Below are 13,720 nucleotides of genomic sequence, written 5' to 3'. Positions count from 1 at the left end.
CACGCCCATGAAATACCCCCACTCCTTCTTCGGCCTCGCTCTTGCCCTCGGCCTCGCCGCGCCCCTCGCCGCCGCGGACGGTCCGGTGGAGATCACCGTCCACGCCGACCGGCCGACCACGGCACTCCGCCCGATCTGGAACTATTTCGGCTACGACGAGGCCCTCACCACGCTCACGCCCGAGGGCCGGCACCTGCTCGGCGAGCTCAACCAGATGACGGACGCGGAACCCATCCGCATCCGCGTGCATCACCTCCACACCAGCGGCGACGGCACCCTCGCCCTCAAGTGGTCCAGCACCAACGTCTATACCGAGGACGCGCAGGGCAACCCGGTCCTGGACTGGACGCGGATCGACGCGATCCTCGACGAGCTCACCCGTCCGGGCCTCGAACCCTTCATCGAGGTCAGCTTCATGCCGCAGGCGCTCTCGGCCTCGCCCGAACCCTACACCCCGTCACTGACCAAACGCGGCCTGCCCTCGAACGACATCCTCTCCGGTGGCGCCTATTACCCACCCAAGGACCACGCCAAGTGGCAGGCGTTCATCGAGGCCTGGGTCCGCCACTGCGTCGAGCGCTACGGGCGCGCCGCCGTCGCTTCCTGGCTCTGGGAATTGTGGAACGAGCCCGAGTCGCCCTACTTCAAGGGCACGGTCGCGGATTACTGCCGCCTCTACGACCACTTCACCGCCGCGGTGAAAGCCGTCGTCCCCGAGGCCCGCGTCGGCGCGCCGCACACCACGGACCCGAAGTGGAAGCGTGGCGACCTGTTCATGGCGGCCTTCCTCGAGCATTGCCGCTCCGGGAAAAACGCGGCCACTGGCGGCACCGGCGCCCCGCTCGACTTCGTCGCCTACCACGCGAAGGGTCTCACGCGCCTCGACGAGTCGGGCCGCGTCGAGATGGATCTCCGCAATCACCTCGCGACGATCGATCTCTACAGCGGCATCATCGCGGGCTTTCCGGAATACGCCGCCCTGCCTGTCTACATCGGCGAGTCTGACCCCGAGGGCTGCGCGGGCTGTCCGTCGACGCTCGACCCGCAGCGCGACTACCGCCGCACCTCGCAGTTCGCCGCGTACACCGCCGCGTCCTTCATGCGCAAGCAGGACCTCGCCGCCGCCCACGGGGGCAACTTGCAGGGCGCCGTCTCCTGGGCCTTCACCTTCCACGACCAACCCTGGTTCAACGGCCTCCGCGCCCTCACGACCAACGAGATCGCCCTGCCCGTCTTCAACGCCTTCAAACTCTTCTCGCGTCTCGGGTCGATGCGCGTCGAGTCCGCGTCCACCGGTATGCGCCCCATCGCCGAGATCCTGACCAAGAGTGTGCGCGGCGCCCCCGACCTCGGCGTCGTCGCCACGCGGACAGACACGGGCGCGCTCCGCATCCTCGTGTGGAACTATCACGACGTCGCCGTCGGTTTCTACGAGTCAACGGCGGCCTCGCTCCGGGTCACCGGTATCACCGCCGATCACGACCTTGCCGCCGTCACGCTCACCCGGATCGACCAGACCCACGCCAACGCCTTCACCGCCTGGCTGGCCCTCGGTGAACCGCAGGACCCGACGCCCGCGCAAATCGCCGGCCTGCACGCCGCCGCCACCCTCCGTGCCGAACCCCTGCCCGCGTCCACCCCGGCCGCCGGCGCCGCCACCTTTGACTTGCAGTTGCTCGGTCAGTCCGTCGGGTTGATCGAGATCCCCCTCAAGCAACGCTGAGTTCCCCCCGCCCCCTCCTTATGAAAAAGTGCTTCCTCCCGCTGGCCGTCGCCACCCTGTTCCTGCTCTGCGCTCGCGCCCAGGCCCAAGACAAGGATTTCCACATCTACCTCTGCCTCGGACAATCCAACATGGAGGGTTATCCCGGCATCCCCGACGAGGAGAAGTCCTACGCCAACCCGCGCTTCCAGGTCCTGGCGGCGGTCGATTTCCCGACGCTGGGCCGTGAGCAGGGGAAATGGTATCCCGCCACGCCACCGCTCTGCCGGCCGAACTCCGGCATGAGCCCCGCTGACGGCTTCGGTCGCGCCCTCGCCGCCGCGCTGCCGGAAAACATCCGCATCGGCGTGGTGAACGTCGCCGTGGGCGGCTGCAAGATTGAGCTCTTCGACCCGGTGGCCTTCCCGGACTATGTGGCCACCGCCCCCGGCTGGATGAAGGGTGCCCTCAAGGCGTACAACGACAGTCCTTACCAGCGGCTCGTGGACATGGCGCGGATCGCGCAACAATCGGGTGTCATCAAGGGCATCCTCCTGCACCAGGGTGAATCCAACGTCGGCGATCCGGCCTGGCCGACCAAGGTCAAGGCCGTCTACGAGCGGCTGCTCGCCGACCTCGGCCTGACCGCCGATACCGTGCCGCTGCTCGCCGGGGGCGTCGTCCCCGCCGACCAGCAGGGCAAGTGTGCCGCCATGAACGCGGTCATCGCCGACTTGCCGAAAACCATCCCGACTGCGCACTTCGTGTCCTCCGACGGCTGCGAGGCCGTGGCCGACCACCTGCATTTCAGCCCCGCCGGCTACCGCGAACTCGGCCGCCGCTACGCCGAGACAATGCTGCCGCTGCTCGGCGCCAAATAATACCGGTGTCCCTCGGCGTCGGGGTTTTAGCTCGTCCGAAGTTGTAGGGCGGGGTCGCCGAACCCCGCCTCGCCCGCGGCATCCTGATCGAACGCAGGCGGGGTTGCTTCGCCATCTCCGCCAAGCCTCCGTCGGAGGCCCCGTCCGTACTGGACGGTAATGCTGCACCGCCCGTTGCCACCGCCGGCGCCCCGGCCTATGCCCGATGCACCCGCGACTTGGTTCGTCCTAATCCAGGATTCGATGGGCACCCCCAACCCCCAACTCCGCATTACCATGCCTGGACTGTTCGTCTCTCTGGCCAAAAAGGCCGCCTTCGTCTCCCTGTTCGCCTGCGCCGCGTCCGCCTTCGCGCAGGACGGCACCATCCTCCCGCTCGACGCTCCCGCCGAGCCCGGCGCCATCCCGCTCGGCACCGGCGGCGTCGCCGACCAACCCGCACCCGAAAGCTGGTTCCGCCAGTGGGGCGAGCCGATGGTGCGCAACGTCTCCACCGCCACCCTGACGCCCTATCTCCCCGATCCCGCCAAGGCCAACGGCACCGCCGTCATCGTGGCCCCCGGCGGCGGCTTCCGCTGGCTCTCCATCAACAACGAGGGCTGGAAAATCGCCAAGGCGCTCAACGAGCGCGGCATCGCCGCCTTCGTGCTCAAGTACCGCCTCATCCCGACCCCGCCGACGATCGAGGGCCTGCAGCAGTCGATGAACCGCACCTTCGCCGCCGTCACGCCGCCCGCCGGCGGTGCTGCCGCGCCCGCCCCGGCCACGCCCCCGCGCCCGCCGCGCCCGAATCTCGACAACCAGCTCGCCGACGCCGAGGCCGCCTACGCGATGATCGTGGCCCGCGCCCAGGAATGGAACGTCAACCCCGACCGCATCGGCATGATGGGCTTCTCCGCCGGCGCCGGCCTGACGATGCACTGCACGCTCAATTCCAAGACCATGAAGCTGCTCTTCATCGCCCCGATCTACGGCGGCATGGGCCCGGTCGAGGTGCCGAAGGACGCGCCCCCGCTGTTTGTGGCCATCGCCGCCAACGACTTCCTCTTCAACGGCGAATTCGGCCTGATCAAGTCGTGGTACGACGCCAAGCGCCCTGTCGAGTTCCACCTCTACCAGGACGGCGGCCACGGCTTCGGCATGGGCTACCCCGGCCACCCCACCTACTACTGGTTCGAACCCTTCACCCACTGGCTCGACCACAACGGCTTCCTCAAGCCGGTCGCCGCCAAGTAAGATCATTGTAGGGCGGGGTCGCCGACCGTGTCAGCCATAGCCATGGCGACGGCTGAACCCCGCCTTGATTCGCTGCCGATGCCGCGCTCGCGGCGGGGTTGCTTCGCCCTCTCCGCCCCGCCTCCGTCGGCGACCCCGCCCTATCGCTTCACCCCCATGAAATCTCCCGCACTCCTGTTCGGCGCCCTGTGCCTCGCCGCCGCGCTCCCCGGCTCCCTTTCGGCCGCTGAGCCCGCCCTGATCAAGGTCGACCTCGACCGCACCATCAGCGCGATCGATCCCAACATTTACAGCAGCTTCCTCGAGCCGCTGTCCAATGGCGAACGCCCGGACATCGTCTACGGGCCACTCTACGACCCGGCCTCACCGCACTCCGACGAAAACGGCTTCCGCCGGGAATACCTCCAGCAGGTCAAGGAGCTGAAGGTCGCGTCCGTCCGCTGGCCGGGCGGCAACTTCGTGTCCGGCCACAACTGGATGGACGCCATCGGCCCGAAGGCCGACCGTCCCGTCTCCCTCGACCTCTCGCGCACGCGCAAGGAGTCGAACCAGATGGGCACGGATGAATACGTGGCCTTCTGCAACCTGGTCGGCGCCGAGAACTTCATCTGCATCAATGCCGGCACCGGCACGATCGACGAGGCCGCCCGCTGGGTCGAATACTGCAACGCCCCCGTCGGCACGCGCTACGCCGACCTCCGCGCCAAATACGGCCACCCGGAACCCTTCAAGGTCAAGTACTGGGCCCTCGGCAACGAACCCGACGGCCCCTGGCAGCTCGGGTACAAGAGCAAGGAGGACTACACCAAGTTCGCCATCGAGGCCGCGAAGATGATGAGCGCCGTCGACAAGAACATCAAACTCGTCGCCGCCGGCGCGTCGAACTACCCCCTCGTCACGAAGCGGTATGACCCCAAGGACGGTTGGACCGACTGGAACGACTACGTGCTCGACCAGATGGCCGGCTACGTCGACTACATCTCCCTCCACCGTTACGTGTTCCAGGTCCTGCGGGCCTTCGAAAAGCCGGGCTTCGCCGACGAGATGTCGCTGGGCATGGAAATCGACCGGATCATCCAGGTGACCAAGGGCCAGATCCAGAAGGCCATGGTCAAATCCGAGACCGACCGGCCGATCTACATCTCGTTCGACGAATACGGCGCAAGGGGCAACACCCTGGCCGGCCCGCTCCTGCTGGCCCAGCACCTGAACGCCTTCATCCGCCAGGCCGACATCGTCAAGATGGCGAACCTGACCTTCCTCACCTCCCTCGTCGGCATCACCCCCGAGGGCAGCTTCAAGACCTCCCTCTACTACCCGTTCTCCCTTTATTCCAACAACTGCCGAGGCACCGCACTCGACGTCCACACCCGCTGCGCCACTTACAGCAACAAGGCCTTCAAGGACATCCCCTACCTGGACGTCACCGCCGTGCACAACGAGGCCAGCGGCACGTTGGTGATCAACGTCGTAAACCGCAGTGAAACCGAGGCCATCACGGCTGACGTGGATCTGCAGTCCGGCGCCTACACCGGCCAGGGCCGCGTGCATCTCATCACCGCCGATTCCATCACGGCCACTAACACCGCCACGGCGGAGCAGGTGCGTACCGTCACCACCGACCTGGCTTTCACCGGCCACCAGATCAACCACACCTTCCCCGCCCATTCGTTTACCCAGCTCGAAATCCCCCTGAAAAAGTGAGTGACTGTAGGGCGGGGTCGCCGCACCCCGCCTTCGTTCGACCGTGATATCACGTTCGTAACGCGGCTTAAAGACCCCGCCCCAGCGCCCCCGCCACCCGATGAAACTCCGCTTCCTCCCCGTCCTCCTCGCCGGCCTAGCGCTCGGCCTAGCCCTCGTCAGCCACGCCGCCGACCCGGCCCCGAAGTACACCTTCGTCCTCGTGCACGGCGCCACCGCCGGCGGCTACGAATGGAAGGAAACCGGCCACCACCTCCTCGCGGACGGCCACACCGTGTACCGCGTCACCCTCACGGCCCTCGGCGAGCGGTCCCATCTCAGCGCCGAGGGGGTCAATCTGACCACCCACATCAACGACGTCGTGAACACGATCCTGTTCGAGGACCTGCACGACGTGATCCTTACCGGCCATAGCTACGGCGGGCGGGTCATCACCGGCGTGATGAACCGCATTCCCGAGCGCATCAAACACGTGATGTTTTTCGACGCCGCCGTGCCCAACGACGGCGAGACCGGATTTTCCCGCCAAGGCGGCCCCCCCGCAGACATGGTGGTCAAAAACGGTCGGCGCATTCCCGCCTGGTTGAACGAGAATCCGACGACCTATCCGCACAATGTCGGTCAACCCATCGGCCCCTCGTACGAGGCGGTGGCCTACAACAACCCGGCCGCCTTCAAGCTGAACGTGACCTACGTGCCTTTCATCCCGGCCGGCCAGGATGTCGCCGAGCGCGCGGCGCGGGACCCCAGCTGGAAGAACGCCGTCGCCCGCGGCTGGACGGTCCGGACCTTTCCCGGTTCCCACACCGCCATGCTGGAAAACCCCCAAGGGCTGGCGGCCCTGATCCTCGAGGCGGTAAACGACAAAAACACGCCCGTCGCCCCGTAGTCCGCCCACCCGGATCCGCCGCACCGACCTGCGCCCATGATCATTCGCCTCGAGGGACGAACCCGCGAACCCCGACACGCCGCGACCTCCGCCGCGTCCGATGCCATCGTCGCCGCGGGCGGTCACGTGCTCGACTACAACCAGTTCTCGAACCTGGCCGTCTGCTTCACGCTGGAACTCCCGCCGGCCGGGTTCGCCCGTCTCCGGCAGTCCCTCGCAACGATCGGCGTCCACCTGCCGCCCCCCTCGCCCGAGGAATTGGCCGCGGCCGCCGCCCCCGCCGGCACCGAGGTGGCCGGCAGCCTGCGGATCAATTTTGAACACGACGAACCCGACCTGCGCATCCCGATCCCCGCAGTCCCGGGCTGAGCCCCGCGCCACTGGACGGTAACATGGCGGGCCCGTGGCCGCGCGGCTCCGCTTTCCCTAGACATTTCAACCCGCGATACCCACCGCCGGATTGTCCCCGATCCGGCGGCCCTAACCCCCACCCCCGCCGCTGCATGCGCCCCCGTTTCCTCCTGGCCGTTGGCTGTCTCCTGCTCCCCCTCCTCACCCGGGCGCAGCAGGCGAACGTCAACCTCGACTACAACCCGCAGCAGAACACGGAGAACCTTATCCCGTTCAGCGCGCCGCTCAATTCCCCCGAGGTCCACGCCGACCGCACCGTCACCTTCCGCGTGAAGGCGCCTGAGGCGGAAAAGGTCGAGCTCAACGGCGCGGTGCTCGCCGCCGTCGGGCGGAACTGGGGCGAGACGCTACCCTTCGCAAAGGGGGCGGACGGCATCTGGACGCTCACCATGGGCCCGCTCCGCCCCGACATCTACGCCTACCTCATCCGCATCGACGGCGTGCAGGTCGCCGATCCCAGCAACACCCAGGCCGCCTTCACCGGCATGCCGCCCTACAGCCAGCTCATCGTCCACGGCGACGGTCCGGCCTACTACGACGCACGCCCCGTCCCGCACGGCAGCATCACCCGCCACATCTACCACTCCGATGTCACCCAGGGTGAGCGCGACCTCTACGTCTACACCCCGCCGGGCTACGACCGCACGAAGACCTACCCCGTCCTCTACCTCGTCGGCGGCAGCGGCGAACTCCCGCACAACTGGATCCACGATGGCCGCGTTAACTTCATCATGGACAACCTCCTCGCCGAGGGAAAGGCGGTCCCGATGGTCATCGTCATCCCCAACAACCAGGTCGTTCACCGCAACCACCCGCAGCACGCCGAGCTCACTTTCAAGAAATTCGAAGCCGAACTCCGCCAGCACGTGCTCCCGCTCGTCGAGCGCGAGTACTCCGTCCGCCGCGATCCGCGGGGCCGCGCCCTCTCCGGCCTCTCCATGGGCGGCCGCCACACCATGTACGCCGGCTTCAACTCGCTCGACCTCTTTGCCAACTTCGGCGTGCTCAGCGCCGGCGACCCCGATAGCGAGCGCACGCTCGCCACCTTCCTCAACGACCCGGCGGTGAACACCAAGATCGACTATCTCTTCGTCGGCCTCGGCGCCCTGGAATCCACCGGCCGCCTGGGCGAACGCTCCGAGGCCCTGCGCCAGGCGCTGGTGAAACATGGCATCCAGCACGAGTACTATGTCGGCGGCCACGGCGGCCACGACTGGGCCACCTGGCGCCACCTCCTGCACGAACGCTTCCTGCCGAAGCTGTGGCGGAAAGAATAACCCCCGCCGGTCCCGCTCCTCTCCCATGAAATCCGCCCTCTGTCTCGCTTCCCTCCTCACCCTCGGTGCCACCGTCCCCGGCCTGGCCCAAGCCCCCGCACCGGTCATGACCGCCACCGGTCTCGTGCAAGGCGTCGCCGAAAAGGACCTCGCCGTCTACAAGGGCATCCCCTTTGCCGCCCCGCCGGTGGGCGACCTCCGCTGGCGCGCCCCGCAGCCCGCCGCGAAATGGGACGGCGTGCGCGCCGCCGACAAGTTCGGTCCCGATCCCTATCAGGGCGACGGCACGAACGGCGTGAGCGAGGACTGCCTCTACCTCAACGTCTGGACCCCGGCCAAATCCCCCGGCGACAAGATCCCCGTGCTCGTTTGGATCTACGGCGGCGGCTTCTCCTTCGGCGGGAACAACAATCCCACGCACAACGGCGAGCACCTCGCGCGCAAGGGTGTCGTCCTCGTCACGATCAACTACCGCGTCGGCCCGCTCGGCTTTCTCGCCCACCCCGAACTCACCGCCGAGTCCGGCCACGGCGCCTCCGGCAACTACGGCCTGATGGACCAAATCGCCGGCCTGCAGTGGGTGAAGGCCAACATCGCGGCCTTCGGCGGCGACCCGGACCAGGTCACGATCTTCGGTGAATCCGCCGGCGGCATCGCCGTCAGCATGCTCTGCGCCTCGCCGCAGGCGAAGGGGCTCTTTCAAGGCGCTATCTCCCAGAGCGGCGGTTCCTTCGGCCCCACGCGTCCCACCACCTACCCGGGTGAAAACATGCGCACCCTCGCCATGGCCGAGGCCTCCGGCGTCGCCTACGCCCAGAAAGCCGGCGCCGCCACCCTCGCCGAACTCCGTCAGGTCGCGCCCGGCAAACTCCCCGCCGGCTGGGGCAGCGGCGCCGCCTGGCCCATCGTCGACGGCCACATCATTCCCGACGACCAGCACAAGCTCTACCAGGCCGGCCGGTACAACGACGTGGCCATCCTCGTCGGCTATAACTCCGACGAGGGTCTGAGCTTCTCGCGCGAGAAGACGCCCGCCGAATACCGCGCCAACACCGAGAAGCGCTACGGCCCCTTCGCCGAAAAACTCCTCGCCGCCTACCCCGCCGGGGAAAGCACCGTCCCGAAGACCGCGCGCGACCTGATGCGCGACGCCGCCTTCGGCTGGCAGACCTGGTCCTGGGCGAACCTGCAGGTTAAGACCGGCAAGTCCAAGGTGTTCTTCTATTACTTCGACCAGCACGCGAAACGCCCGGCCGACTCGCCCGAGGCCGACCACGGCATGCCGCACGGCGTGGATGTGCCCTATGTCTTCCAAACCCTCGACCGCAACGACGCCCGGCTTACCCCCGCGGACTTCGCGATCTCCGAGACGGTGTCCACCTACTGGGCGAACTTCGCCAAGCACGGCAACCCCAACGGCCCCGGCGTCCCGGCCTGGCCGGAGTTCACCGCCACCGACCGCCAGGTGATGGTCTTCAAGGACACCGCCCAGCCCGGCCCCGTCCCCAGCGCCGACGCGCTGGCCGTACTCGACACCTACTTCGCCTGGCGCCGCACCCCCGAAGGCGCGGCCTGGGCGCAGTAGTCTTCCTGTAGGGCGGGGTCGCCGACCGTGTCAGCCATAGCCTTGGCGACGGCTGAACCCCGCCTCCCCAGCAGCACAGTCTCCACAGCAAGGCGGGGTTCGGCGACCCCGCCCTACAGCCCGCAAGAACGCACCCCATGAAACTCCTCTCCTGCCTCCTCCTCGCCGCCGCCGCCGCGACCACCACCTTCGCCCAGGCGCCGGCGGCTCCGACCCCACCCGCCACCCCGCGCCGGCCAGTCGGCACCGTCATCGTGCCGGCCCTCGAGAAACCCGCCACCGCCGGCCCGCGTTCCGAGCAAGACATGGGCGGTTACCTCATGGTGTATTTCAAGGACCCGACCCACTGCGCCTATTTCGCCATCAGCCGCGACGGCTACACCTTCACGGACGTCAACGGCGGCGATCCCGTCTTCGACGGCGCCGCGCTGGCCGAGCAGAAGGGCGTGCGCGACCCGCACATCGCCCGCGGCCCCGACGGCGCATTCTACCTCGCGATGACGGACCTGCACATCTTTGGCGACCGCGCCGGCCACCGCACAACCCGCTGGCAGCGCCCCGAGGAAAAATACGGCTGGGGCAACAACCGCGCCCTCGTGCTCATGAAGTCCTGGGACCTCATCCACTGGACGCACGCCAATTTCCGCGTCGACCTCGCCTTCCCCGAACTCGGCGACATCGACTGCTCCTGGGCGCCGCAGACGACCTGGGACCCGGTCGCCGGCAAAATGGTCGTGTATTTCACGATCCGCTACGCCAACAAGCACGCCAACATCTTCTGGGCCCACGCCGATGAGGCCTTCACCAAGCTCGAGACCGTGCCCAAGAAAATTCCCGAGATCGGCGGCATCGACGCCGACCTCACGCTCGTGGACGGCACCTGGCACATGTTCTACGTCGCGGATGCCAAGATCCGCTACGCCTCTTCCCCCCGGCTGGCCGACGGCTACACCGTGGTGCCGCAGCGCATCGACCCCGAGACCGTGAACACCGAGGCGCCCAACATCTTCCGGCGGACCGGCACCTCCACCTACGTGCTCATGTACGACGTCTACGGCGCGCGGCCCAACAACATGGGTTTCAGCGAGACCGAGGACTTCGTGACCTTCCACCACCTCGGCCGCTTCAACGAGGGCGTGATGAAAGGCACGAACTTCGAGCGCCCCAAGCACGGCGCCGTCATCCCTCTCACCCCCGACGAACTCCGCGCCGTCGCCGCCCACTGGCAGGTGAACCTGGATCAGAAATAGAACCCGCCCGCTCTCCGGCCCCATTCTCCCCGCCCCCGTTGCCCCTACCATGAAATCGTCCGCCGTCCTGCCCACCTGCACCCGCTCGTTGCGCCTGCTCCTCGCCGGCCTGTTTCTGGCCGCCACCGCGGCCTTCGCCGCCGACGAGGCCTGCACCACCTGCGGCGGCAAGGTCACTGTCACCGGTGACTTCACCCACCGCAAGGAACCCCCCGGGCCCCCGATGCCGGGTCCCGCAGCCTATCGGGAGGATATCAACGGTCCGCAGTTCACCGTGGCCATCGCCAACCTCCCCGCCGGCCGCTACACCGTCGAGATCGCCGCCTCCGAGACGCAGGCGAACGCGGCCGGCGAGCGCGTGTTCGACGTGACCGCCGGCGACCAGGTGCTGGCGAAGGATTTCGACCTCTTCGTGGCCGCCGGCGGCCGGCGCAAGGCGGCCACCGTCACCGGCACCGTCGAGAAATCCGACGATGCCCTGCGCGGGCCACTGCGGCTGGTGTTCACCGCCACCAAGGGCCACGCGAAGTTCAACACGGTGACGATCAAGGACGAGGCCGGCGCGGAGGTCGTGGCCTTCGCCGCCTCCGATCTCGCCGACGCCTTCTCGCGGGCCGCCATGGTCCCGCCCGAGGTCAAGGAACCCGCGATCTGGCGCGACCCCGCGCAGCCCCTGCGCGCCCGCGCCGACGATCTGATCCGGCGCATGGCGCTCGCGGAGAAGGTCTCGCAACTCAAGAACGCCGCCCCCGGCATCCCCCGCCTCGGCCTGCCCGCCTACGACTACTGGAACGAGGCCTTGCACGGCGTCGCCAACAACGGGGCCGCCACCGTGTTTCCCCAGGCGGTCGGGGCCGCCTCGTCGTGGAACCCGGAGCTGTTTCGCCAGGAGGGCCGGGTGATCGGCATCGAGGGCCGCGCCAAGTTCAACGACTACGCCAACCTGCACCAGGGCGATTCCCGGTGGTGGGCGGGCCTGACGTTTTGGACGCCCAACGTGAACATTTTCCGCGATCCCCGCTGGGGGCGCGGGCAGGAGACGTATGGCGAGGATCCGTTCCTCACCGCCGAAATCGGCATCCAGTTCGTCAAGGGCATCCAGGGCGACGATCCGAACTATATGCTCGCGATGGCCTGCGCGAAGCACTTCGCCGTCCACAGCGGCCCCGAGCCTTCCCGGCATCGTTTCAACGCGGTGGTCAACGAGCGCGACCTCTACGACACCTACCTGCCGCAGTTCGAGCGCCTCGTGCGCGAGGCCCAGGTCGGCGGCGTGATGAGCGCCTACAACGCCATCAACGGCGTGCCGGTCAGCGCCGACGCCGCCCTCCTCACCGGCGTGCTGCGCCAGCGCTGGGGCTTCACGGGCTACGTGGTGTCCGATTGCGATGCCATCCGCGACATCTACGGCGAGAAACAGCACGCCTACGTGAAGACCGCCGAGGAGGCCGCCGCGCTCGCGGTCAAGGCCGGCACCAACCTCTGCTGCGGCGGCGACTACAACGCCCTCGTGCGCGCCGTGCAGCAGGGCCTGATCACCGAAAAGGAAATCGACGTCGCGCTCTACCACACCCTGTGGACCCGCTTCCGCCTCGGCCTCTTCGATCCGCCGGAGCTCGTGCCGTTCTCGAAGTACACGCTCCTCGACAACGAACTCCCGGCGCACGACGAGGTGGCGCTGGAGCTGGCCCGGCAGTCGATCGTGCTGCTGAAGAACACCGGCGTGCTCCCGCTGGACCGCGCGAAGCTGAAGCAGCTCGCCGTCATCGGGCCCAACGCCGCCTCCAAGTCGATGCTCGAGGGCAACTACCACGGCACCCCCACGCGCGCGGTTTCCATCCTCGATGGCATCCGCGCCGTGGCCAGCAAGGACTTCAAGGTCACCCATGCCGTGGGCAGCCCGATCACATCCAAAACGGCCACCGCGCCGTGGAGCGGACAGGACAACACGCCGACGCGCTCGGTCGCCGAGCTCAAGGCCGAGGCCCTGGAGCAGGCGGCGCAGGCCGACGTGATCGTCTACGTGGGCGGCATCACGGCGGCGCAGGAAGGGGAAAGCTTCGACCGCGACGCCATCGAGCTGCCGCCCGAGCAGGAGGACCTCATCCGCGCCCTCCACGCCACGGGCAAGCCCGTCGTCCTGGTCAACTGCAGCGGCTCGGCCATGGCGCTCACCTGGCAGGACGAAAACCTGCCGGCGATTGTGCAGGCCTGGTATCCCGGGCAGAGCGGCGGCCGGGCCGTGGCGGAGGTCCTCTTCGGCCTCGTCAATCCCTCGGGTCACCTGCCCGTGACCTTCTACCGGTCCACGGCGGACCTGCCGGATTTCTCCGACTACTCGATGAAGAACCGGACTTACCGCTACTTTACCGGGAAGCCGCTCTACGCCTTCGGCCACGGCCTCAGCTACACGACCTTCTCCTACGCCAACCTCCGCGTGACGCCCGCCGCCGAGGGCGCGCTCACCGTCACGCTCGACGTCACCAACACCGGCACCCGCGACGGGGCCGACGTCGTGCAGCTCTACGCCACGCCGCCCGCCGCCTCCGCCCCGCAGGAAATCCGCGCCCTCTGCGGCTTCACCCGCGTCCAGCTCAAGGCCGGCGAGAAGCGCACCGTCACCGTCACGGTCCCCGCCATCGCCCTCCGGCGCTGGGATGTGGCCGCCAAGGACTACGCAGTCCCGGCCGGCGACTGGACCCTCGCAGCCGGCGCCTCCTCCGCCGACCTAACCCAGACCATCACCGTGAAGCTCTGAACCCGCCGGGCCGCGTTCGCCGGGCAG

The 13,720-nt window shown here is 68.0% G+C and carries 10 protein-coding genes; all 10 read left to right on the top strand.

Annotated elements, in window-relative coordinates; genetic code table 11:
- The first annotated feature begins 7 nt into the window (after nucleotides 1-7).
- The 10 genes from Verru16B_RS06450 to Verru16B_RS06405 all read left to right on the top strand — a co-directional run bounded on the left by Verru16B_RS06450 (nucleotide 8) and on the right by Verru16B_RS06405 (nucleotide 13,693).
- Nucleotides 8-1,723 carry a GH39 family glycosyl hydrolase gene (locus Verru16B_RS06450; protein ID WP_069961513.1) on the top strand — a complete coding sequence of 572 codons (1,716 nt, stop codon included), beginning with the start codon at nucleotides 8-10 and terminating at the stop codon, nucleotides 1,721-1,723.
- Between the two features lie 20 nt (nucleotides 1,724-1,743).
- Nucleotides 1,744-2,583 carry a sialate O-acetylesterase gene (locus tag Verru16B_RS06445; RefSeq protein ID WP_069961512.1) on the top strand — a complete coding sequence of 280 codons (840 nt, stop codon included), beginning with the start codon at nucleotides 1,744-1,746 and terminating at the stop codon, nucleotides 2,581-2,583.
- 276 nt (nucleotides 2,584-2,859) lie between these two features.
- A complete protein-coding gene (locus Verru16B_RS06440; protein WP_069963638.1) occupies nucleotides 2,860-3,819 on the top strand; it encodes an alpha/beta hydrolase in 960 nt (319 codons plus the stop codon).
- Between the two features lie 156 nt (nucleotides 3,820-3,975).
- Nucleotides 3,976-5,523, top strand: coding sequence for an alpha-L-arabinofuranosidase C-terminal domain-containing protein (locus tag Verru16B_RS06435; RefSeq protein ID WP_069963637.1), 1,548 nt, complete (start codon nucleotides 3,976-3,978; stop codon nucleotides 5,521-5,523).
- A 100-nt stretch (nucleotides 5,524-5,623) separates the two neighbouring features.
- The gene (locus Verru16B_RS06430; RefSeq protein WP_069961511.1) at nucleotides 5,624-6,412 is read left to right on the top strand and encodes an alpha/beta fold hydrolase; all 789 of its coding nucleotides are present in this window, start codon (nucleotides 5,624-5,626) and stop codon (nucleotides 6,410-6,412) included.
- Between the two features lie 36 nt (nucleotides 6,413-6,448).
- Nucleotides 6,449-6,781: a hypothetical protein gene (locus Verru16B_RS06425; protein ID WP_069961510.1), complete on the top strand. Its 333-nt coding sequence runs from the start codon at nucleotides 6,449-6,451 to the stop codon at nucleotides 6,779-6,781.
- A gap of 134 nt (nucleotides 6,782-6,915) precedes the next feature.
- Nucleotides 6,916-8,100, top strand: a complete 1,185-nt coding sequence (locus Verru16B_RS06420) for an esterase (RefSeq protein ID WP_069961509.1) — start codon at nucleotides 6,916-6,918, stop codon at nucleotides 8,098-8,100.
- A 25-nt stretch (nucleotides 8,101-8,125) separates the two neighbouring features.
- Nucleotides 8,126-9,685 carry a carboxylesterase/lipase family protein gene (locus tag Verru16B_RS06415; protein ID WP_069961508.1) on the top strand — a complete coding sequence of 520 codons (1,560 nt, stop codon included), beginning with the start codon at nucleotides 8,126-8,128 and terminating at the stop codon, nucleotides 9,683-9,685.
- A 137-nt stretch (nucleotides 9,686-9,822) separates the two neighbouring features.
- Nucleotides 9,823-10,935 carry a glycoside hydrolase family 43 protein gene (locus tag Verru16B_RS06410; RefSeq protein ID WP_069961507.1) on the top strand — a complete coding sequence of 371 codons (1,113 nt, stop codon included), beginning with the start codon at nucleotides 9,823-9,825 and terminating at the stop codon, nucleotides 10,933-10,935.
- A 49-nt stretch (nucleotides 10,936-10,984) separates the two neighbouring features.
- The gene (locus Verru16B_RS06405) at nucleotides 10,985-13,693 is read left to right on the top strand and encodes a glycoside hydrolase family 3 C-terminal domain-containing protein (protein ID WP_083270152.1); all 2,709 of its coding nucleotides are present in this window, start codon (nucleotides 10,985-10,987) and stop codon (nucleotides 13,691-13,693) included.
- Nucleotides 13,694-13,720 lie beyond the last annotated feature (27 nt).

The sequence above is a fragment of the Lacunisphaera limnophila genome (genome assembly GCF_001746835.1).
GTDB lineage: Bacteria > Verrucomicrobiota > Verrucomicrobiia > Opitutales > Opitutaceae > Lacunisphaera > Lacunisphaera limnophila.
This window is presented reverse-complemented; position numbering and strand designations above follow the sequence as displayed.